Annotated in this window: 16 protein-coding genes, 3 tRNA genes and 1 rRNA gene; 4 read left to right on the forward strand and 16 right to left on the reverse strand. The window is 53.1% G+C overall.

What is annotated here, in order from left to right:
• From WC488_00910 to WC488_00930, 5 genes are all read right to left on the reverse strand, one after another.
• Window positions 1-2,263 (reverse strand): S8 family serine peptidase (locus tag WC488_00910; protein MFA5076969.1); only part of this gene is annotated, 2,263 nt, incomplete at its 3' end.
• Window positions 2,264-2,431: 168 nt separating this feature from the next.
• A complete protein-coding gene (locus WC488_00915) occupies window positions 2,432-5,098 on the reverse strand; it encodes a hypothetical protein (GenBank protein ID MFA5076970.1) in 2,667 nt (888 codons plus the stop codon).
• A gap of 349 nt (window positions 5,099-5,447) precedes the next feature.
• Window positions 5,448-5,846, reverse strand: coding sequence for a hypothetical protein (locus tag WC488_00920; protein MFA5076971.1), 399 nt, complete (start codon window positions 5,844-5,846; stop codon window positions 5,448-5,450).
• 22 nt (window positions 5,847-5,868) lie between these two features.
• Window positions 5,869-6,333, reverse strand: coding sequence for a HEPN domain-containing protein (locus WC488_00925; GenBank protein MFA5076972.1), 465 nt, complete (start codon window positions 6,331-6,333; stop codon window positions 5,869-5,871).
• Window positions 6,333-6,872 carry a nucleotidyltransferase domain-containing protein gene (locus WC488_00930; GenBank protein MFA5076973.1) on the reverse strand — a complete coding sequence of 180 codons (540 nt, stop codon included), beginning with the start codon at window positions 6,870-6,872 and terminating at the stop codon, window positions 6,333-6,335. Before WC488_00930 ends, WC488_00925 begins: the two co-directional genes overlap by 1 nt.
• A gap of 180 nt (window positions 6,873-7,052) precedes the next feature.
• Here WC488_00930 and WC488_00935 point away from each other — a divergent pair, with 180 nt between their 5' ends.
• Window positions 7,053-8,096: a hydroxymethylglutaryl-CoA synthase gene (locus WC488_00935; protein MFA5076974.1), complete on the forward strand. Its 1,044-nt coding sequence runs from the start codon at window positions 7,053-7,055 to the stop codon at window positions 8,094-8,096.
• Between the two features lie 65 nt (window positions 8,097-8,161).
• Here WC488_00935 and WC488_00940 read toward each other — a convergent pair whose 3' ends face one another.
• The 4 genes from WC488_00940 to tmk form a co-directional block, all read right to left on the reverse strand.
• Window positions 8,162-10,129: a sodium-translocating pyrophosphatase gene (locus WC488_00940; protein ID MFA5076975.1), complete on the reverse strand. Its 1,968-nt coding sequence runs from the start codon at window positions 10,127-10,129 to the stop codon at window positions 8,162-8,164.
• A gap of 67 nt (window positions 10,130-10,196) precedes the next feature.
• On the reverse strand, window positions 10,197-10,571 hold the full coding sequence (locus WC488_00945) for a DUF3467 domain-containing protein (protein MFA5076976.1): 375 nt from the start codon (window positions 10,569-10,571) through the stop codon (window positions 10,197-10,199).
• 74 nt (window positions 10,572-10,645) lie between these two features.
• A tRNA-Glu gene (locus WC488_00950) sits at window positions 10,646-10,759 on the reverse strand.
• Between the two features lie 71 nt (window positions 10,760-10,830).
• On the reverse strand, window positions 10,831-11,400 hold the full coding sequence (tmk, locus tag WC488_00955) for a dTMP kinase (GenBank protein MFA5076977.1): 570 nt from the start codon (window positions 11,398-11,400) through the stop codon (window positions 10,831-10,833).
• 90 nt (window positions 11,401-11,490) lie between these two features.
• On the opposite strand from tmk, the gene WC488_00960 reads away from it, so the two are divergent.
• The gene (locus tag WC488_00960) at window positions 11,491-12,339 is read left to right on the forward strand and encodes a bifunctional 5,10-methylenetetrahydrofolate dehydrogenase/5,10-methenyltetrahydrofolate cyclohydrolase (GenBank protein ID MFA5076978.1); all 849 of its coding nucleotides are present in this window, start codon (window positions 11,491-11,493) and stop codon (window positions 12,337-12,339) included.
• Window positions 12,340-12,514: 175 nt separating this feature from the next.
• Here the strand turns inward: WC488_00960 and WC488_00965 are convergent, their stop codons facing one another.
• The 3 genes from WC488_00965 to WC488_00975 form a co-directional block, all read right to left on the reverse strand.
• A complete protein-coding gene (locus WC488_00965; protein MFA5076979.1) occupies window positions 12,515-15,487 on the reverse strand; it encodes an STT3 domain-containing protein in 2,973 nt (990 codons plus the stop codon).
• A gap of 20 nt (window positions 15,488-15,507) precedes the next feature.
• Complete coding sequence (gene ftsZ / locus WC488_00970) at window positions 15,508-16,593, reverse strand: cell division protein FtsZ (protein MFA5076980.1); 1,086 nt, start codon at window positions 16,591-16,593, stop codon at window positions 15,508-15,510.
• Between the two features lie 94 nt (window positions 16,594-16,687).
• On the reverse strand, window positions 16,688-17,515 hold the full coding sequence (locus tag WC488_00975; GenBank protein MFA5076981.1) for a YhfC family glutamic-type intramembrane protease: 828 nt from the start codon (window positions 17,513-17,515) through the stop codon (window positions 16,688-16,690).
• 342 nt (window positions 17,516-17,857) lie between these two features.
• On the opposite strand from WC488_00975, the gene WC488_00980 reads away from it, so the two are divergent.
• A complete protein-coding gene (locus WC488_00980; GenBank protein ID MFA5076982.1) occupies window positions 17,858-18,832 on the forward strand; it encodes a deoxyhypusine synthase family protein in 975 nt (324 codons plus the stop codon).
• Window positions 18,833-18,938: 106 nt separating this feature from the next.
• Here WC488_00980 and WC488_00985 read toward each other — a convergent pair.
• Both WC488_00985 and WC488_00990 read right to left on the reverse strand, forming a co-directional pair.
• A tRNA-Asp gene (locus WC488_00985) sits at window positions 18,939-19,107 on the reverse strand.
• A gap of 34 nt (window positions 19,108-19,141) precedes the next feature.
• Window positions 19,142-19,268 (reverse strand) — tRNA-Tyr (locus WC488_00990).
• A 525-nt stretch (window positions 19,269-19,793) separates the two neighbouring features.
• Here WC488_00990 and WC488_00995 point away from each other — a divergent pair.
• Window positions 19,794-21,380 (forward strand): 16S ribosomal RNA (locus tag WC488_00995).
• 140 nt (window positions 21,381-21,520) lie between these two features.
• Here the strand turns inward: WC488_00995 and WC488_01000 are convergent.
• On the reverse strand, window positions 21,521-22,360 hold the full coding sequence (locus tag WC488_01000; GenBank protein MFA5076983.1) for a hypothetical protein: 840 nt from the start codon (window positions 22,358-22,360) through the stop codon (window positions 21,521-21,523).
• A gap of 63 nt (window positions 22,361-22,423) precedes the next feature.
• The coding region (locus tag WC488_01005) for a deoxyhypusine synthase family protein (protein MFA5076984.1) at window positions 22,424-22,790 on the reverse strand (367 nt) is incomplete at its 5' end.

Below are 22,790 nucleotides of genomic sequence, written 5' to 3' on the forward strand. Positions count from 1 at the left end.
CTGTGGCAGATATGCCGTAATCAGAATTGTCGCGTACGGTGCAACCCGAGATGATGCCGCTTGAAGCAGAGGATAACGAAATTCCGATTCCATTTTCATGGAGCGAATTGTACGTAACCTCGGTTCCGGACGAGTTGGATATCCTGATGCCGTAGCCGTAACCGGAGATTGTGCAGTTCTTCACGCTGGCATCGTCGTAATTCTGTACGAGCGCTCCTGAAGTCCCGGCGGTTCCGGTTCCGGTTATGGAGCGGTTGCGGCAGTCCAGCGTTATGTTATCCGCGGCGAAGGTGAAGCATGTTCCCGAGGAATCCACGTTCGAAGCGAGAGTGTATATCGTATTGGAGCGGTTAAGGGTAGCGCATGCGGTCAGGTTCGTGGAGTTTGGGGCGTTCGAAGAGCCCTGGCCGGACGCGTAAATGGCCACGAGGGCGAAGTCCTGCGGGCCGCTCGGGACATTGTATGCTGAAACAGTTACGGTGTACGTGCCTGCCATTGGTGAATCCACTATCACAAGCTCCACGTTGTTCACGCGGTCCGCGCTTGCCGCAGCGAGGTTGAGCGTGTGCTTGTTCCCGTAATACCATGAGCCGTTAGGAAGAGTCACTTTGAGGTCCAAATCATTCACAAGGGCCTTCGTATTGCAATTCACTGAGCACGCTGGGTCGGTCCACACCAAAGCGAATTTCGGAGTAACGCTGGCGTTGGCAGCAAATTGGAATGTCCTTGACTGGCCCGTGGTGAGGTTGTACTGCCTGTCCGAGAAGTTCATCGTGTAATTCGCGCTGATTGCAAGGGATTTTGTTAGGTTTATCCTCCCGAATCCCACTACGTTGTTCGGCAGGTCGCCGTAGGCAGGAACCTGGTCCGCGCCCGCGACCAGTACCGCCTTGATTAGCGCGGATGAAGGGTGCGCCCAGGAACGCCTTGTCTTCAGGTACTCGGTCACCAGTGCCCCTGTGCCCGCTGAAAGCGGTGTAGACATAGAGGTGCCACCGCAAAAGGCATAATAAGAATCATAACCTCCCCAGCTACTACATGGATTCGAACCAGCTAGAGAGGATAGAGTAGAAAGTATGTACATACCTGGTGCAACCAAGTCCGGCTTTATCCTTCCGTCATCCGTGGCTCCACGCGAGGAAAAGGACGCTATTGTGCTAGGATCTACTGGCGAGGAGGGGCGCGCTGTTCCTACTGCGCCTATTGTTACCGCATTCTTTGCAGTTCCGGGGGAACCTATAGTGTTTGAGCTTGGACCGCTATTTCCTGCACTGAAGAAAATTGTGAAATCTTTGCTTGAATTTGAGAAAAGGTCAACGTAGTATGAATCCGAGGTGTATGCACCACCAACCGAACTACCCCAAGAATTCGTGTGTATGATTGCGCCTTGGTTTTTTGCTTCCTGAAAAAGTTCCCTTAAATCATCGGGGGGGTATACGTAATCACCTCCATTTCCTATACTTTGCATGAATAGTCTCGCTTTGGGTGCCATTCCCTTAATCAATGGATTGATAGTACCATTACCCAATACAGAACCTACTACATGTGTTCCATGTCCCATCGTATCTCTGCCCGTTGGATTATCAGAGCAGGTGCGTCCATCGCACCACGCGCTTATGTTCACTACTCTTCCACGTATGTCACGATGGATGGTAGCTAGATTTCCAGTATCCAGTCCTGTGTCCCCAACTCCGACAATCACTCCGTTGCCGGTTACGTTCAGCACAGACCAGGTGTTGGTGGCTCCCAGAGTCGGAGCCGCGTAATCGTTGAAAATCTCTTTTGAATGGTATTCGTCAATGAACATTATCCCCTGTATTCCAGCAATCTGCCGCATCTGCTCGTTGGTCGCGGATTTTACCGTAATCAATTCGTCGTTGTATTTTTCCGCAGGGGCTATCGCATTTATTTCGTCAAGAATCGCATCTGCATCTTCGCCCTGGAAAAGAAGCACCTCCAGGCGTGTGAGCTCGGATTTGGACGAGATGGATGAAGCGATTTTGAGCTCCGGGCCCATCGGAGCGAGTTCCTCGAAGCCGATTACCGCGCCGGTTCTGGCCTGGCTCAGACGGTTCACAGGCACCCGCACTATGTATGTATAATCTCCCGCGTAGCCCGCTATGTCAAATCCCGCAGAAATTACCGAGCTTTTCATCTCTTCGGTTATCGGGCCTGAAAGCCTAAGCAGGGAATAATGGTATTCTGCAAACGCGCATTGCGCAAACGCCAGAACAAGGACGAGCAATAGGGGGGTTCTACGCATATATCTCACCAACGATACCTGGGCCTTGGACAAATAAAGGATACAATAATTTAAAAGCAGTGTGACGCAGAGCGCCAGCTAAGCGGAAGAGAAAAATGGAGAAAAAGAAAAAATTTGCCTTTTCCTGATAAAAGGAAAGGGGCCGTTTTACCGGCCCGTTCAGGCAAATTACTGTGCGGTCACTGCTGCCAGGAACTGGTCGCCCGCGGCGATAGTGTCTGCAGCCGTGAGACCGGCAACGATTATCTTGTTGCCGACCACCTTCGTTACCACCGGTGTGGCCGTGAAGTCGATGCCCGCGCCAGACATGGCGTCTTTGGTCACCGTGTTCACTTGGTCGCCTCCGACGGTAATGAGCACGCCCGTGCTGACGGCAGCCGCGTCCTTATCAAGGACGACGAGCTTCGGTGTGAAGCCCGTGTACGGTGTTATCGCGGAAACGCTCGCTGCGTTGTCCGGCATTATCACCGCGCTGAGCTGGTCCTTCGGCACTGTGCAGGTGGCTGAACCTCCGGTCGCTGCGCACGCACCAACGGTCTCGTCGATTGACAGGACCTTTATGGTTACGTCACCGACTTGGCCCGTCTGACCCTCTGAAAGGGTTAGCTGGGTCGCGGTTGCGCTCTGGTTTGCGGAAGTTACGGTCGCGAACTCATACTTGGCCTTCCCTACCCTCTTGGCAACGTCGAATTGCACTGACGAAGAGGACATGGACTTGAACTTCGTTCCCCTCGGGGAAATGAAGCCGGTCTCGTATGTGCTCACGTCCGAGTATCCTACCTGGCCATCGAAGGTGTATGCGTCGCCAAGAATGAACTCAATCTTGTCGTCGTCAGGGTCGCCAGTCGTAGAATAGAACTTCTTGTCTACGTAATCGTAGTAGAAGCTCATTGACGTGACCGCGTGGCTGAACTCGGTCGGTCCGCTGTCGTAAGCGGTGCCGATGTCCTCGTAGAGCCATAACTCGGGGCTGCTGTCATCGCCTTGAGCGCTGCCGGGTCCGCCGCTGTTCACGAACAGAACAACGCCACCCTCGGTGTCAGTCGCCCTGCTGCCTGCGGTTTTATACTTTATTTCCGGAGCATCGCCGTCAGTGTCGAAGCCGAGGTACCTTGTCGGGTTGGAGCCGCTCTTCTTCATTATTATGTCTCCAGCGTCAAGGTTTGCACCGCACGAGCTGGCCAGGAGGTAGAAAACTTCCTTTCCTTTGCCTGTGCCGGTGCCGGTGTCGCCATACTGGATGGTGCCGGTGTACTGGAACCCGTCGTCAACTCCCGAGGTCATTTTCAGGTACTCGGTGCTCGCCAGGGAGCATGTGCTTCCGTCCACGAACGTTAGGCTCGTGGTGGTTGCTGTCGCGACCTTGAACGAGTCGTAGTCGCTGCTCGTGAGGTCAAGTCCCTTGTAGGTGAGCTTGTATGCCACCGGGTCCTCAGCCATGTTCACGCTGTTGCCAGCAACGAGCGAGTCGCCGAAAGAGCTTCTGTAGAGCAGAACTGCCCTCCAGTGGTCAACGTCGTCCTCGGACGCGCTCGCATCCTTGTTTTTCCAGAACACGCGCACATTCCAGTCGTCGTTCACATCATTGTCGGATTGCAGTGTGTCGTCGTCCTTGAGCTCGAGTTCGCTCTCCAGCATTGCCATTTCAGCCCACTTTGCGCCGAAGGTGTAACCAGGGGCAGTCTGATAAACCCTGATTCTGTAGGTCTTGCCTCCGATGGTCTTCTTTACCGTGGAGCCTGGGTCAATCTGGTCCTGCGCGAGCACGTTTCCGTTCGCGTCAAGGAAGGTGATAATCGCCGGGTGGGTGTTAGTCGTGCCTACCTGGGTGGATATATCGTCCAGCCTGATTTTGAGCTGGCCGTCCTTGCTCGTGAGCTGTTCGCCCACGTTCACGATGCCGTAAACGCTCTCTTTCGCGAGCTTCACTGTGCCTCCTGCGACCACTTCATCTGTGCTCGTGGTGGTTCCTGCCGGAGCCATTTCAGTGATTATCCACTCGCTTCCGAGGAACTGGATTTTCACCCTGTGCTTGCCCGTGTACTCCGGGTCTCCGTTCGCGCAGTCTGCCCAGTTTCCGTCGCTGTCCTCGTCAGAGGTGCACACCGGGATACCGAAGTGCTTGCTGTCGTCGAACTTCACCTGGTAGAGGAACAGGCTCGGGGTAGCCTCGATTGCCTTGTCCGCGTCCACGTATTCAGTCACGCCCTTCACGTACGCCCTCTGGTATTCAGTATAGGTGTCGCCCGTGTTCGGGTCGCTGATCGTCTTGGTCGCGAACGGCGCGTAGTCAGTGCCGCTTATCCTGTACATGTCCTCGTCGCCCAGCCCAATCGAGCCGCCGAGACCGTCGCTGAACGGGTTGGCGTCAGCGTCAGTTTCGGACTCGGTGAGTTCAAAGAGGTCGTCGGCAAGGGTGTTCTCCCTGTTCTCCGGCTGCCTGTCGATGAAGTCGCCGATGTCGGTCACGAACGCGTGGATGCCCGAGTTGGCCGCTCCCGGAACAGTTACTTCCAGGGTGACTTTCTCGTTGCTTATCGCGCAGGTGCCGTTGCCCGTAGCTCCGCTTGTGGTGCACGTTGCGTCATTCGCAACTGCCGCGGTCAGGGTCTTCTTCGCGTATGCCGCGCTCGCGAGCTTTGCGGCTATTGCGCCTGCAACTGCTCCGTCCGAGGCTTGGGCATCGCTTCCCAGCACAACTTTGGCAACCGGCTGTCCGTTGGCGTCTACCAGCTCCTTATTTTCATACATAAGGCCGGCGAAAGCCACCGAACTGGCCAGGATTGTCGCTCCAGCGACGATCGCGCCAATTTTTTTCAGGTTTATTCCTTTCATTCTTTCACCTTTTTTCTTTTTTTAGCCGCCCTGCCTTGGCAGGAGGAAACTCCTTGCCGCCCGCGCAGCGGGTTGCTGCGCGGCTGTAGGGGACTACGCATGCACGCGGGATGCGCGCACGCAAAACGATTACCGGGCGGCTTGCCTTGGTCCCCAAATTCCCTTAGAGAAAGCCCCTAAGGTCCTCTCAGTAGGACACGCCTCTGGGAGGGTAAAGTATGTCGAAAGGCAAGTTTTAAAAAGGTTTCTCATCCGTTATAAACAATTGTTTATAAACAATTGAATGCTATTCGTCAAGTGTCCCTGAAAAATGTGGACACGAGACGTAATCGCTCCCAAATTCCCTTAATCAGTACATATCTGCTATCCGGCCCATCACGGTTTCTTCTATCGCGAACTTCCTCCCTTTTCCAGGCACCAGCATGAGCGCCTTCCACGGAATCCTGTTGCGCCACGCGAACCGCAGCCTTCTGTGGCCGTCGAGCAGTATGAGAGTTTTGCCCTTTTTCAGGATTATCGCCGGCACATGGGACCTGCTTATGTACTTTTCCAGCTCGGCGTGCCTGTCGGCCGCGAGCGGCTGGGTCTCGTCTCCTGCGTACGTGTACAGCACCTCGCCGATGTCGGAGTGCTGGAGCATGCGCTCCTCTTCCGAAAATGTTATTTTCGGGTAAAGGCGCCTGTAGAAATCCCTTACCCTGGTGAAAATCCGCAGTTCTTCCTGGAACGTGATGAGGCCGAACGGCATAATAGTATATAGGCTGGGGATATTAAGTTTTTCCGGTTCCCGGTTTCCTGTTCTCGGTTCCTGGCTTGATTGGTTCCGCAAGCGTCTTCATTCTCGCCACAAAATCACCGGCGATAGCCAGCGTGTTTTGCGCGCGCTCCCTGGAATGGCTGTATGAATAATCCGCGCCTTCCCGCGCGCTCATCGCGGCGCGGAAATCATTGGCAAATCTGGATTCGAGCTTACCTGCCTTGGACAGAATCTCGAGCGCCTCGGCAACCCCGGCGTGGGATTTCTCCTTGAGCCCGAGCAGGAAAAGCACGCCTTTCGCAGCGTGGAACATTGAATAGTAGGATTTTATTATTGACCATTTGAAATCCGCTTCTGAAAAACTCTTGCCTGCAAGGGCAAGGTCGTATTCTGCTTCGCTCAGCTCCTTCCTGCAAAGTTCCGGGTCCGGCTTTATTCTGGCTGCATAACCCATCGAGATTAGGAAGGAGAAGTCCATCAGAGCACCCTTATTCTGTCCTTCTCCACCCGTTCATAGAACGCAGGGTCCTTTCTCGACAGCATCGCATACTCCATGGAAGTGTAGAAAACCGGCCTGATGCCGAGACCCTTCGCCCTTGAGAAAACAGGGGAAAACGCGCTGGGCTGTGCCTGGGTTACCACTAGAAGGTCTATGTCGCTCTTTTCCGTGTCTTCCCCCCTGGCCGAGGAGCCGAAGATATAAATTTCCGCTTCGGGGGCGGCTTTCGCCGCATCCTGGACGAGCTCGGAAATGGAGGAGAGAGTAAGGAGGATCTTGAGCTGTTTTATCATCGCTGAATTCTGCGCCAGAGAATAGAATATCTCCTTGCCGTTTTGCGCGCGGGTAAGAATGCCTGCTTTCTCCAGCCTTTTAAGGGATGAAAGGACCGCGGGCTTGGATATGCGGGCTTCTCGGGAGAGCCGGGCCGCATAAAAACTGGTTGACGGACGGGCGAGCATGTGGCTCATGATTCTGGAAACGCTTCTGCTGGATAAAAGCTCGAAGATTTTAACCATAGGTAACATTAGTTTTATCATAGTAAAGATATTTATACCTTAGGGTAGGAACTTTTTACCATAAAGGCTACAGGATACGGGGGAGTGCCAGAGGTTCGGCGATGGACGAAACCCCCAAGGTTAGTATTATAAACCGCTCCGAGCAACGAATTTACTGCTTAACGATTGCGAGATGATGTAATGGTTGGAATAGTCGGATATGGGGCGTATGTCCCGCACTACAGGATAAAGACCGAAGAGATAGCGAGAGTGTGGGGCGAGGACCCGGACCGCATAATAAAAGGATTGGGGATAAAGGAGAAGTCGGTTCCTGCTGTGGACGAGGATTCCGCGACCATTGCGGTTGAGGCGGCGAGGAACGCGGTGAAGCACGCAGGGATTGATGCGGGCAAAATCGGCGCGATTTACGTCGGAAGCGAGAGCAAGGTCTATGCTGTGAAGCCCAACGCCACCATAGTTGCCGAAGCCATAGGCGCAGGCCCGAAAAACCTCACTGCCGCGGACTTGGAGTTCGCGTGCAAGGCAGGGACCGCTGGAATCCAGATGGTCATGGGCATGGTGAAGAGCGGGATGATTGAGTATGGGATGGGCATCGGCTCTGACACTGCGCAGGGGCGCCCGGGAGACGCGCTCGAGTATTCTGCGGGGGCAGGGGGGGCCGCATTCATAATAGGAAAAGACGGGGAGAGCATCGCGGTAATAGAGGATACGTATTCATTCACCACTGATACGCCGGATTTCTGGAGAAGGCACCGCGCAGATTATCCCAGCCACGGGGGAAGATTCACCGGGCCGCCTGCGTATTTCAAGCACGTGGTTAATGCGACGCAGGGCCTGCTGGAAAAGATGGGAAGGACTCAGGAGGATTACGATTACGTGGTATTGCACCAGCCGAACGCGAAATTCCCGCTTGAAGCAGGGAAGAGGATGGGAATTCCTGCAGAGAAGATTACTCCGGGGCTGCTCACGCCCATAATAGGGAATACATACTCCGGAGCATCCATGCTCGGGCTGGCGAACGTGCTGGACAGCGCGAAAGCCGGAGATAGGATACTGATGACTTCCTTCGGGAGCGGGGCTGGAAGCGACTCTTTCTCCATAAAAGTCGCGAAGGGGATTGACGCGAAAAGGGCAAGGGTGAAGAAGCTCGCGGATTACATCGCGAACAAGAAATACATAGAATACGCCATTTACCTAAAGCACAGGAGGAAGATAAAGGTCTGAGAAAAAGGCCGGGAGTAATAAGGAATATGAAAAAATATAGAAATGGAAGGATAGAAACAATGGGTTCAGATTAATTTTATCCCGTATTTCAGTATCAGGGCAACGAACACCAGCGAAACCGTGTTCACGACTTTTATGAGCGCGTTCAGCGCAGGGCCTGCGGTGTCCTTGAACGGGTCCCCCACCGTATCCCCGATTACTGCGGCTTTGTGCGCTTCGCTCCCCTTTCCGCCGAAATTGCCCATCTCGATGTATTTTTTGGCGTTGTCCCAGGCTGCTCCCGCGGTGCTCATGAACAGCGCCATGAGCAGTCCGCACGCTATCGCGCCTGCGAGAAGCCCTGCGAGCGCTTCAGGGCCCAAGAGCAGGCCGACCACTATGGGAGTGAACACTGCGAGAATTCCTGGAACCATGAGCTCGCTGAGCGCGGTTTTCGTGCTTATGTCCACCGCGCGCGCGTAATCCGGTTTTGCCTTTCCTTCCATCAATCCTTTTATCTCCCTGAACTGCCTTCTCACTTCCTCGACTATGAAGAACGCGGCCCTTCCAACAGCGGTCATGAGCATGCTGGAAAAAATGAATGGGAGCAAAGCGCCTATGAAAAGCCCTATGGTGACCGCGGGCTGGAGCAAATCCACATTAGTTATATTCGCGTCGGTTGCGAATGCCGAGAAGAGCGCGAGCGCGCCGAGCGCCGCGCCTGCTATCGCGAATCCTTTCGTGGTCGCCTTGGTGGTGTTGCCTACCGCGTCCAATTCATCGGTAATCGCGCGCACCTTTTCAGAAAGCCCGGACATCTCCGCTATGCCGCCCGCGTTGTCTGTTATCGGGCCGTACGAATCTATCGCAATCACTATTCCGCTCAGCGAAATCATCGAGGCCGCAGCAAACGCGATTCCATATATGCCCGCGAGCTTGAACGATATGGCTATCGCGGCCACTATGAGGAGCACCGGCAGCGCGGTGGATTCCATCCCCACCGCGAGCCCCTGGATGAGGTTCGTTCCTGCGCCGGTCTTGGCCGCGTTGGCAACGCTTTGCACAGGCTTGTGCTCCTTTGCGGTGTAATACTCAGTTATCAGGAAAATCAGCGCGGTCGCGGCTATTCCCACTAATGCGGATGCGAAAAGCTCCATCTTGCTTATTGCAAGATATGCCCCTATCGCCATGAGCACTGCCGTGCCGAGTATCCCCTTGTAGAAAGCGTTCATTATCTTCTTGTCCGGGCCCACGCTCACCAGGAACGAGCCGAACACGCTCGCGACCCCGCCTATGGCTGCAATCAGGAGCGGGTATGACGCGTACTCGGGCGGCATTCCTGGCGCTGAGCCGATGAGTATTGCGGCGATGATGGTAACCACGAAGGACTCGAACACGTCCGCCGCCATTCCTGCGCAGTCCCCTACGTTGTCCCCTACGTTGTCTGCTATCACTGCTGGGTTCCTGGGATCATCTTCAGGAATTCCCTTTTCTATTTTTCCGACCAAATCCGCGCCAACATCCGCAGCTTTGGTGTATATGCCCCCCCCGACCCTTGCGAATAGTGATATTAGGGACGCCCCGAAACCGAACCCTATGAGCGGAATCACGCCGAAAACCGCGTAGAGCCCGCTCACCGAGACCAGGCCGAGGCCTATGAGGGCCATCCCTGTAACTGCGCCGCCGCTGAACGCGAGCCCGAGGGCTTTCGCGAGCCCCTGCTTGGCTCCTTCAGCCACGCGCACGTTGGCGCGCACCGAGACCATCATGCCCACGTAGCCTGCCAGCGCAGATGTGAGCACGCCTGCGGAGAATGCCGCGCCGGTCTGCCATCCGATGAAATACCCTATGACCAATGCGAGAATTATCGCGAGCGGGACCAGTGTCTTGTACTGCCTCGTGAGGAACGCGTTGGCTCCCTCCTGTATGGCTTTCGCTATTTCCTGCATCTTCTCGCTGCCCTGCGGGGCCTTGAGAATCGCGTAGACCAGGTAGGCTGCGTACAGCAGAACGAATATTCCTGCGCCCATGGCCGCAAGTATTGCATCAATCATGGATTCACCTCTAAATGCTGATGGAACAGGATTATGGTTGGAAAAGAAAAATTTAAAAGCATGGGGGCTAGCCGTACATCGTTTCCGGAGGATGCGCCCCTATTATCCTTGCCCTCGTAGGTAGTATGGGCTCCTGGAGCTTCCCGAACTTCGATTCGTATTCCTCGAGGCTCTTCGTGAGCCAAAGGAGCACGTGCTTGAGCGTGGCCGGAGTCACTATTATTTTCACCTTGTGCGAGACCTCCACTATCTGCGGGCCTTCCCTGCCTAACGTTTCAAGCTTCCGGTTAGGGGAATAAAAGGTGATGTGGAAGCCGCCTTGGGAATCGAAGCCGCCGAGCGCTCCGGTGGCATAAACTTCTCTGTAATCAGGATCCTTCACGTGCACCAATTCAGGCAACTCCGGCTCTTTCTGCTTCTCTTTCCTGGCTCTCTTCGGCATCAATACCACCGAGGCGAATTCGGCGGAAAGCTAAATAAGGGTTTGCACGCTCAAGTTGCAAAATTGAAAAAATTCGCTCCCATCGGGATTGTCAGCTTGCTGACAAATTTTCGCGTCAGCGAAAGCTTTTGAACCCGAGTTAGTGGATTGAAAGTCCACCGTCCTTGACCGAGCTAGACTATGGGAGCAAGTTATGACTACCTGACCGTTTCCTGTCTCGTGTCTTCGGTCTCTTGTTTTGCGAAACACGAAACAAGAATCAGAATTTCACGCCTGCGCCCCGCAGGGTGGCGAGAATCTGCGTATGCACTTCTTCTATGCCCTTGCTGGCATCCACTAGGCGCCAGTTGTCAGTAAGGAACTTATCCTTGAACAATTTTAAATAGTTTGCACGCACGCCCCCCAGGTAGCTTGCACTTTCCTCGTACCTGTCCAGGGCCTTCTGCCTGCTTTTCCTCGCCTGGGAAATTTCCGGAGTCAAGTCCAGGTAAATCACCAAATCAGGTTTAAGGAAACTGCTCGCTTCGATTATCTTTTTCGCGTTCGCGTAGTTTATCCCGTCCAATTCGTACGCGATGGTGGAAAAAACATATCGGTCAAGGACAGCTAATTCGGATTTCGCAACCGCTTCCTGCTCGTTCGCTATGTCTGCCAGGAAGAGGTGGAACAGGGATTTCGAGCCGAGCGCGATTTTTTTCTCCAGGTAATCGTTGAGTATGCCGAACTTTTTCGTGGGGTACTTGAAATGATCGAATTTGAGGCCGCGCTTCAGCAGCTCGAGTTGCGTATCCTTTCCAGACCCATCAATACCTTCGAAGACGATTAGCATAGCAGCACCTTCCAGAGTTAATTCCAAAAATAGTATTAAAAGGGTTCGATTTCGGGAAACTATTTAAAAAGGCGGAAGAGAATTCAGGTCATGCTCATGAACGGGAAGGCTCTGGCCGAACGCGTAATAGATGACATAAAAGCCGAGGCTGGGCGGATGCGTCTGCGCCCGAAGCTCGCGATAATCTTAGTGGGCAATGACCCGCCTTCGCAGGTATACGTGAGGAAAAAAATCGAAGCCGCGAAAAAGGCCGGAATAGAAACTGGGCTTTTTCATCTTCCAAATGATACTGGGGAGCGCGAGCTTTTCGCGCTCGTTGAGAAGCTCAACCAGGACAAAAAAGTTGATGGGTTCATAGTCCAGGTTCCGCTCCCCGGGCACATCGACACCGACGCGGTTATGGAACGGATACGCCCGGAAAAGGACGTTGACGGCCTTCATCCGTTGAACATAGGCAAAGTGGTGCTCAACCTCGAGGATGAAGCGTTTGTCCCTGCCACCCCTGCAGGCATAATCCTCCTGCTGGAGCATTACAAAGTACGGCTGGAAGGAGCCAACGCAGTGGTCGTGGGAAGGAGCAGCATCGTGGGAAAGCCGGTCTCGGCGATGCTCCTGAACCGGAACGCGAGCGTGAGCGTGTGCCATTCGCGGACAAGGAATCTCGCGGAATTCACGAAAAAAGCCGACGTGCTCATTGTAGCGGCAGGGAAGCCGGGCCTGATAAAGCCCGGGATGGTGAAGCAAGGCGCCTGGGTTGTGGACGCGGGAACGAGAAGGTTGGCCGGAAGGATAGTGGGGGACGTGGATGCCACAGTGCAGAAAAAGGCGAATGTTTCCCCGGTGCCGGGCGGCGTGGGGCCGCTTACAGTTGCTATGCTTTTGAAAAACACTTTAAAAGCAGCCAGGAATAAAATGAAAAACAAAATAGGGAACAGGTGAAAAATTAGCTAGGACTCTTCCTCCTCTTCTTCCTCCTCGTCATCGTCGAAGTCCTCGTCTTCCCAGTCTTCGTCCTCGTCAATCCTCAAAAAATCCATGTACTCACCGTGAATCTGATTTGCGCATATAGGAATGGAAAGTAATAAAAAGGTATTTTATATGCCCGGAATCCGCTCTACCCCTGTATTTTGAATATTTTGACCAGGCCGTCTGAAGTCTCGTAGACGAAATCGAAGCCCGGCAGCTCGCCGAGCACGAACGCGTTGTACAGGTTCGAGTCGTAGAACTTTCCGGTCCTGTCCGCCCATCCGTCGGTTCTCGTTCCGTTCTCGAGCCACACCGGGTCGCGGGTGTAGAGCAGGGTGAATATGTTCCATTTCTTGTCGTCCGTGCTGTAATCGTATTTCAGGAACGCCTTGTGGAGCTTGAGCGCCCCATCCGCGGAGCGGGAATCCATGTCGTAGAGCGCCGCGGTGGCGTTCCCGTCGGCCATAAGGGCCTGCCCGAGGCAGAATCTCGGCTCCCTTTCGAATGCGATTCCTGTGGGGGTTTCGGTTATCTTGAGCAGGTACGCGATGGCCCCTTTCGTTTCGTAGCTTATCTGGCACGCGTCCGAGGATCCGGGACTGGCCGGGATGTAGACCTGGGTCCACAGGTGCTCGAATTCGCACATGCTCGAGCCCGTGGAGCGGTTGACGCTGGTCTGGTTGTTCCTGGCGCATGCGAGGTAATTCAGGGCGCCGTATTTTCCGCCGAAGGAGCTTCCGCTCAATATCAGTTCGCCGTCGAAGAGCGCGTACCTGGAGCCGTAAGCCTTCATGTCCGCCGCGAGTTCCTGGGGCGAGCCGCTCACGTAATCATGGGCTATCTCCCCTATCATTTCAGTGCTCACGTGGTCGTTCCTTATCACCGCGTCCTTCTGGCCGAAGAAATTGATCCAGTGGCCGTAGTCCCACCAGCTGGTGGTGCGCGAGTCGTTTTCGGTATGGTAGCGTATCCACTCCATGCTGTCCAGCCAGTAGTCCGTTATGCGCTCGCACCTGTAAGAAGGCCCTATCACGTCTTCCCCTGCTCCGCTCGGGTCCTTGAGCTGGGAATATACGCAGAGCTGCTGGTTGTACTGGTTGCTCACGCTGCTGTTCGCGAATCCCACGGGATCCTTCCCTGCCGCGCATATTGCCGCAATCTGCGTCTCGGTCGCGCCCTGGAGCCTTAGCTGGTCGCACATGTCCGTGAACTTCTCCCCGAACAGCGCGGGGTTGTCCTGGAAGCGGACCGCGGTGCTGGCTTTCAGGAGGTTGGGCGCGAGGCTCTCGTTGAACTGCATGAATGCGAAGAACGCGCCTATCAGCACCAACGCGTAGAAAAGGTTCTTCCTCCCACCCTCGCTCTTGACGAAAAGTTCGGAAAGGAACCTCTCAAGCTCTTCGAGAATGAATCCGAGTGTGAAGGCGACCATGAAACCAAGGTATATGACGTATTTTGCCTTGAGGAGCCCTATGAGCGCCACTGGGAAGAGGAGCATTACGAAGAACCACGCCATGTTGTCCTCTTTCTTGTAAATCATGCGGTAGAGCCCGTAGACCGAGGCGAGCATCGCGAAGAAGAGCAGGCCCGTGAGCACGCTGTTCTCCTTCTCGCCGAAGTTTATCGTCGTGCCGAGAAGGGTGTTGAGCAGCAATGAGAAAAGAATGAAGCCGGCGTTGGCTATGAAGGACGGGATTGCAAAGATGTATCCCACATAAACGTATATCCCGTGGTCGAATATCTTGCCGATGAAGCCCAGCTGGGGTTCGAACACCGACCCGCTCACGCCCTGCTCTGCAATCGTCCTGTCCAGGGGCTTGTTGAACTCGGCTATCTGCAGGCTGCCTATTGCCATGTTCTTCACCAGCCCGCCGACAGGGGTGAATGCGAACACCATGAACGCGGCTATCGCGATAGCCGCGATTGCATAGGACGGCGCGTCAGGGCCGAAGCTCTTCTCCTCGAACTTGTATTTCTGGAGCGCGTAGAGCACTGCAACTACGAGACCCGCGAGTATCGCAACGGCAGTGTAGGAAACCGGCGGGGAGCCGTAGAACGCCCATTTCGAGGCTGCTGCGAGCAGCGGGAATGCGAGGAACACTCCTGTGATTTTCAAGAAGTTTTCAAGGTCCTTCTTGAGCCAGAACATGGTGGCTGATTGCGCGACGGTGAAAAGCATGAACGCGGTTACTGCGACGACTTCGGAGGAGCTCCCCATGCTGACCGCGAAATATCCCAACCCGGCGAGCGCGGCGTAAAGCAGGCTCTGCTTCTTGTGCGCCCAGAGCAGGAATGCGAATGTCATCGCCAGAGCGAAGAAGGCGTAGGGCTGGATTTCTGCCTCGCCGGCCATCAATTTCATTATGAATATGGGTACAAAGGATGCTATGGCTGACGCGATAAGCGCGTATTCTTCCCTGCACCAGGCGCGGAGCCCCAGGTAAATGAAAAAGCACGCGAAAGCCGCGGCGAAGGGCGGGTACAGGTTGGCGACCAGGGAAAGGATGTAATTGCTGTATCCCTGGCTCCCTGAATAGAGCGAATACCACGTCGCCTCCATGTATGTCAGCAGCGGTACCGTCCTGTGGTTTACTGTATTAGGTGTAATGCCATGTGGATTGTACCATGAAGTCTGGTCGTCCAGCGGATTCTGCCCCAGGGTGACTACCTGCTGGGTCGAGTATAGATAATAGTAGGGGTCCAGTTCCTGGAATATCGGGCTGAGGGACTGCACGCGCACCCAGAAATTTAGGAAGAAAAGCAGGAGCACAAGGGCGGGAATTATGTATTTCTTGTAGTCCGAGGCTATTTGCTGCGGCTGGAATTCAGGAAGCCTGAAGGGCTCCTTCACGAAAGAGAGAACCAGTGCGGCTGCCGCAAGAACGTAAAGAATTGCGGAATTGGCCAGCGCAAGGGTGTGCGAAAAGCTTACCCCTAGTATTATGAATTCCAGGAAAGGCAGGGTGCCCTGGAGTATCCATCCGATTGCTGCGCCGATGAGCGCTTTTTCCAGCCAGGAGAAATCGCTTTTCCTAAAAACGGCCGCTGAAAGGAGCGCGCCCGGCAGGAAGGACGAAAAGAGAATCACTGATAGCGCGTATGCGAAATTGAATTCAATCATGGAGAAACACCATCAGAAAATCAGAGCCCGGAGAGGTCCTCGTCCGTGAGGTGCACTATGCCGCCGGAATCTTCCCGCTTGAGCATCATGGGCGATTTCACGCCCACCACGATGGAGGTGACGCGCACGGCGTTCTTCAATTCAGGATTTATCCTCGCCCCCACTTTCACGCTGGCGTTCTCGTCGAAGCTCGATGTGATTCCATTGCCTATGGATATCGCGTCCCCGAGCGTGAGGTCCGCGCCGCCCTCGATGTGCAGCAGGCCCCCTTTCGCGCCCTCGTAATCCACATCCAGGAGCGGATGCTCCAGCGTGTTCTTTATCACGTTCTGGACCTTGTCGTGGCCGTTCCCCTCCCCGATGGATATGAACGCTATGCCGCCGTTCTGCATCACAGCCTTCACGTCGGCGAAATCCACATTCATCAGGCTCGGGAACATTATCGTGTCCGATATCCCCATCACGGCGTGGCTTGTTATCGAGTCCGCAAGCTCGAACGCCTGGTTGAGCGGGAGGTTCGGCGCGTATGCGAGCAACCGGTTGTTGTCTATCACAACCACAGTGTCGGCTATGCCCACCAGCTCCCGTATGCCGCTCTGCGCAATCCTGAGCCTCGAGCGTTCGATGTTGAACGGGTATGTGACCATCGCTATTACTATTGCACCCTGCTCTTTCGCCACCCTGGCTATGGTGGGCGTGGCGCCTGTTCCGGTCCCTCCGCCCATGCCTGCACATATGAAAACAAGCTCGTTCTCTCCTATTTCCTTCTTGAGCAGTTCCAGGTCGGCTTCGGCGCACTTTTTGGAGAGTTCCGGGCTTCCGCCTGCGCCGAGGCCCTTGGTGATGTTCTTGCCTATGAGTATTTTCCTGTGCGCCTCGGTGATTTTGAGGTGCTTGGAATCGGTGTTCACTGCTATCGCGACCGCGCTCTTCAGCCCGTTCTTCACCATGCGGTTGACGCAGTTGCAGCCCGCGCCACCGACGCCGATTACGGCGATGCGCACTGCTTCGTTCTCAGCCGGAGTGGGTGCTATCGCATCCGAAATGGTCTTTTGCGGGCCCTGGGCAGAATCAGTCTTTGCTGCTTGTATGATATCCTCGAACATCGGACCACCATCATTCTATTAGCTTTAAGCGCAGGCAACTTTCGCTTTCCCTTCTGCGAGAATATTTTTAAACAATGGTTTTCCCGGAAAAAGTTCACGCGCAGGAAACCACATCGGAATTCTTCACTCCGAGGGTTTTCACAGTGAACAGAACGATTCCAGCGACCACGAGCGTGAGCGCCGCTTCGCTCACTATTGCACTTCCGGAGATGAGGGAAACCACGGCCACGAAATCTAGGAGGAAGTGCGCCCCGAGGGCGAACATGAGCCCTTTGAAGTTTTTGTCAATTACTGATTTCATCACGAGCATGGAGGCGCACACGTGGAACGCAATCGCGAGCAGGCGCTCGTAGAGGCTGAGGAACGGAAGGAACGAGTTGGACTGCTCTAACTGGAGCTTCTGCGCCTGGAGCTGGACTATGGTCTGCTGGGCCTGCTCCTGCGTGAGCCCCTGGGAAATGAGCGTCTGGTTGTACGTCGCTAAATCAGTGGTTGCGAAGAAATTGTCCATCACGAAAATGGTCGCGGTCGCGAGAATCCCCACGAATATTATGGATTCCACTCCGCCCCATCCCAAGCCGAACAGCTTCGCGCTTTCCAAAGTGCGCTCCTTCATTATTTTAGTGAATATAAGATAGCGCGCCAATTCCTCGAACAGTGCGGCCATCAGCCCTAAATAGAATGCGAGGGCCAATTTTGCGGCCAGGTCGCCCAATGGAGCGAACAGGTAATAGATGAAGCTCTGGGTGAACAGAACGAACGGGGCGTGAAACACCTGCACGAGTATGAAAAACAATGCTCCGAGGAGCGCGATTTTCAATGGGAGCTTTTTGGATTTGGAATATTTGTACGCGAATAAAATCGGAATTAATATCGCGAGCAAACCCGAGATGATTGCTGCGGCGGCAAAAACTGAGTCCATGCGAGCACCTACCAGAAGACGGAGATTAGAAATAAAAATAAGCGCCCTGGCTGGAAGCGGCTTACAATTAGAAACTCTCGAAGTCAGTTTATCGCACCACAGGTGCATATTGATTGTGTTTTGCTCTCGTTTTTCCTTGATATTTCAATAATTGATAATTAAACAAATGGTCAAAAATAGTTTACATTTACGTGAAGTTGACCTGCAGAAAAAGCGGAAAAACTATTTCTTATTAAAAATGATTAAAAAATTATTTAACTGATTTTAAGAACGCGCGCGTTCATAAGGTATATAGCTGTTTGCCACCATATAGGTTTACTAAACAAAAAAAGAGGATGCGGAATGGAAAACACAATATCTAGATTTATTGAAAGGAATTACAAGCATTTTAATGCGAGGGAGTTGGTTGATGCAGCAAAAGCATATAAAAAGCACATAGATGATGGCGGTAAGATGTTCCTTGCTATGGCGGGTGCAATGTCTACCGCAGAGCTTGGAATAATTTTAGCTGAAATGATACGCAAAGATAAGATACATGCAATATGCACAACAGGCGCAAATCTCGAGGAAGATCTCTTCAATTTAGTTGCGCATGATAAGTATGTGATGGTTGGAAATTATCGCGATTTGACTCCTGAACAAGAGTTTGAATTACTAAAAAAAGGACTAAATAGGGTAACTGACACGTGCATACCTGAAAATGAAGCAATGAGAAAAATAGAAAAATTGATTATGCCAATATGGAAAAAATATGATGCAATTGGAGAAAGAATTTTCCCACATGAATGCATATACGAGCTCATTCATTCCGGGGAATTGAACAAAAATTTTTCTATAGACCCCATAGATAGTTGGCTCATTGCGGCATGTGAAAAAGACATACCAATATTTGTTCCAGGGTGGGCAGACTCCACTCTGGGGAATGTATTCGTAGCAGAACACATCAAAGGAAACATCAGGGATATGCGAACTATGAAAGAAGGTTTAGAATATATGAAAAAATTAGTGTCATGGTATCAAAAAGAGTCTAAATTAAGCAAAATAGGTTTCTTCCAGATAGGTGGGGGCATATCTGGTGACTTCCCAATATGCACTGTACCGCTTATAAATCAGGACGTACGCTTGGAGGATGTTTCGCCGTGGGCATATTTTTGCCAGATAAGCGACTCTACAACTAGCTATGGCTCTTATTCTGGGGCAGTGCCAAATGAGAAAATAACTTGGGGCAAACTTATGCCAAATACCCCTAGATTTATGATTGAGTCGGATGCAACAATAGTGGCACCGCTCATATTTTCATATGTATTAGGACACTAGCAGTCAAATAATTAGAAGGCACTGTCCAAAAACAATTACTTTTCAGGTGGAAAGTTTATACCCTGTGTTGTTGAGACAGTTAGCAGAGATTTCTCTTAGTAGAAAGCGCCCCGGTCGGGATTTTCTAGCCAAGCTTCATCCGAGGCAACCCTAAAAATTATTTATGGGGGGTTGCTTGGGGTGAAGCACTTTAGGGGGCGCACCCCCTGAAGGGCTCTTCGAACCCGAGTCGATGGAGTGACAGTCCATAATGCTAACCACTACACCACCGAGGCATTGAGTATATTTAATTCCAAGAAAGAATTAAATTCCCACCAGCCGGATTTTCAGCCATTCGAATCTTTCGAAAACGCATTTGAACCAGCAACCTATCGGTATCCGCTCAACGCGGTTAAGCAAGCTACAGCCGATCGCTCTACCATTGAGCTATGGTGGGCCAAGTAAAAACCAATCCTGCAAATGCAGACCAGCCACCGGAGCGAAACATTCGGACAGCAGTCCGATTCGTTGAGCTATGGTGGGATTAATAGGACCAATTGTTCCTACATTCTTACACGCACCATAGCGAAAGTATTCGCGAGCACGCGAATCTGATTGAGCTATGGTGGGATAAATTTCTCTAACACGAGAAAACAGTATAATCTGACTGCCTCAGATTTAAAACATTGTGGTTAGGGCAGCTTTGCTAACTATGCGGCGAGATTGGCGCGAACGGATGCTTTAACGGCTTGCAAATGTTTATAAATACCCCGTAGCATATATAAGGTTTACCGATTTTTTCGGGCGAAATTTCATGAGCTGGGTATTTCTTGCTCAGATTAACTGTTCGCTTTCAGAAAACGGTTGGAACTATGTCCTTCATGGTTCGACTCAGACTTCAAGAGCCAAAGAGAGGGGTTTGTCGTTTAAACGACAAAGTATTTACTCTCTTGTCAATTCCTAAGTAACTCCTGAATTCGTAACTCCAGTTGATCCTGCTGGAGGGTATTGCTATCAGAGTTCGACTAAGCCATGCAAGTCAGCCCATTCACTTGGATGGGCGGCAAACGGCTGAGTAACACGTAGTCAACCTGACCTTGGGACGTGGATAACCTCGGGAAACTGAGGACAACCCGCGATAGTTGATCGATGCTGGAATGCTTGATCGACCAAACCGTTTGTGAATTGGAGCAAACGGCCCCAGGATGGGACTGCGGCGGATCATGGTAGTTGGTAGGGTAACGGCCTACCAAGCCGATAATCCGTAGGGGCCATGGAAGTGGTGGCCCCCAGAATGGCACTGAGACAAGGGCCATAGTCCTACGGGATGCAGCAGGCGCGAAACCTTCGCAATGCGCGTAAGCGTGACGAGGGGACTCTGAGTGGTATTAGCTTCTTGCTAGTGCCTTTTGCCTAGTGTAAACGTCGGCCGTCACACGGCCGGTTATTAAGCTAGGAGAATAAGGGTGTGGGCAAGACTGGTGGCAGCCGCCGCGGTAACACCAGCGCCTCGAGTGATACCCACGAATATTGGGCCTAAAGCGTTCGTAGCCGACCCTGTAAGTCCGTTGTGAAATGTTGCCGCTTAACGGTAACGCGTGCAGTGGATACTGTGGGGTTTGGGAGCGGGGGAGGGAAGAAGTACTTCTGGGGTAGCGGTAAAATGCGTTGAGCCCAGAAGGACTTACAGTGGCGAAACTTCGGTTGCGACCGAAAATGTCGCTTCTTTCGAAGCGCCAAGGCGTCTTCCCAAAACGCGTCCGACGGTGAGGAACGAAAGCTGGGGGAGCAAATCGGATTAGATACCCGAGTAGTCCCAGCTGTAAATGATGTAGACTTTGGTGTTTCCATGGCGTAAGCCCTGGAAGTGCCGTAGAGTAGTTGTTAAGTCTACCGCCTGGGGAGTACGACCGCAAGGTTGAAACTTAAAGGAATTGGCGGGGGAGCACCACAAGGGGTGGATGCTACGGTTCAATTGGATACAACGCCAGGAACCTCACCACAGGCGACAGCAGTATGAAGGCCAGACTAAAGATCTTGCCTGACAAGCTGAGAGGTGCTGCATGGCCATCGTCAGCTCGTGGTGTGAATCCTACGCCAAGTAGGAGCACAAACTGTCTGGTTAAGTCCAGCAACGAGCGAGACCCATACATTTAGTTGCTAACTCTTTCTCCGGAAGGGGTGCACTCTAAACGGACTGCCCGTGTTAAATGGGAGGAAGGAGTGGGCGACGGTAGGTCAGTATGGCCCGAATCCTGTGGGCTACACGCGGCATACATTGGCCGGAACAACGGGTCGCAACGCCGAGAGGCGGAGCTAATCTCTGAAATCCGGTCTTGGTTGGGATCGAGGGTTGAAACTCACCCTCGTGAACGTGGAATCCCTAGTAATCGCGGTTCATCATACCGCGGTGAATACGTCCCCGCTCCTTGCACACACCGCCCGTCAAGTCATCCAAATGCGTCTTCGATGAGGCCCCGGTTATTGCCGGGTTCGAATTGAAGATGCGTGAGGAGGGCTAAGTCGTAACAAGGTATCCGTAGGGGAACCTGCGGATAGATCACCTCTAAATATCTACCAACTGGTAGGTTATAGGTAGTTGCAAGGAATTCTTGGTAAATCTTGAAGTTTGGGTCGAGCCAAATTTTTACTCTAATTAGCGTGAGCGCTGGCTCTCCGGAAGGAAAACGAAAAACGCGAAGCGAGAGGCTATTTCCTGGAAATCAGGTTCGAAAGGAACACGAATATCGAGACCTGCAATCCGAACTGGTATGCTACAGCCAATCCGAGCGCGACCGGTATGAGGCAGAATGTCATGTAGGTGGCGAAATAGGCTGCCATGAACGCTATGGAAAGCGCGGCATACGCGAGAATCATGAGCGCATATTCAGGGATATTCTCGCGCAGCAGGGAGATGCTGGATTTGAGGAGCTCAAGCGCGCCGGTGCTTTCCTTGCCCATGAAGAACATGCCCATGGAAGTGTTCGCAACTGCTATCGCAAAAATGTAGGCTATGGCAAGAAATATGCCGAAAATCGCCATGAGCGGCAAGAGAAGGATAGGTGGGATCATGCCCATTGTGAGCAGCGGGGCCAGCAGCAAAACTAAGAGCGGAATCGCCGCGATTACAATCACGATTATAGAGAACACGGCCACGGCAATCATGTTCTTGAAGTATGCGAAAAAGTTGGATTTTGCGTATCTTATAAGGTCGCTGAAGCACGCGGCGCTAAGTTGGAGCGCGGTGCCTTTGGACGCAAGATACGCGGTCCTGTTGAACATGAGGGCGAAAAACGCCGAGAGCGCAATCAGCGCCACCAGGGCGGCGAGCGCGAGGATTCCGGCGAGCACCGCCACGATTGTTCCGGCCTGGCCCGAGAACAGGGGTGCGATTGATGCCGAACCGAACATAAGCCCGGCGTAGGCAACCAGGTACAGTGCGAAGAAAACAGCCCCGAAAACTAGCTGGGGGATGAAATAGACTGCGATGTTTATCGGGTTTTCGCGCAGAAGCTCGAATGTCCGGGACAGGGTTTTCTGGACGTACATGGTAGTGAATCCGCGCGTTTATTTTAAAAGAGTGCTGCGCAACACGCGCAGCTGATGAAAACCTCAGTCCACCTTAGCCACCGCCGCTTTCTGGAACATCGCGGCGAAGTTCTTCGCCTTCCTCGCGCCCTTCTTCTGATATCCATAAGCCGCAAGGAGCGGGAATGTTATTGTCGCTTCACCCCAAACCATCTGCTCGTACGTGGTTTCGACCTTGCCCCAGGAACTGGCTTCCTTGAGGGTGGAGCCGGAAAGAGCGCCGTCCCTCTCGTCCGCGACAGTGAGCTGTATCGCATATCTGTGCATGGGCATTTCCTCGCCGAGGATGTCCGTCGCGACCACCACGTCCTGGGTGAAATTTTTAGGCACGCCGCCGCCAATCATGAGCAGGCCGGTCTCCTTCGCGTGAATCTTGAGCTTGGTCAGCTCC

This window comes from Candidatus Micrarchaeia archaeon (genome assembly GCA_041650355.1).
Classification (GTDB): Archaea; Micrarchaeota; Micrarchaeia; order Anstonellales; family Bilamarchaeaceae; genus JAHJBR01.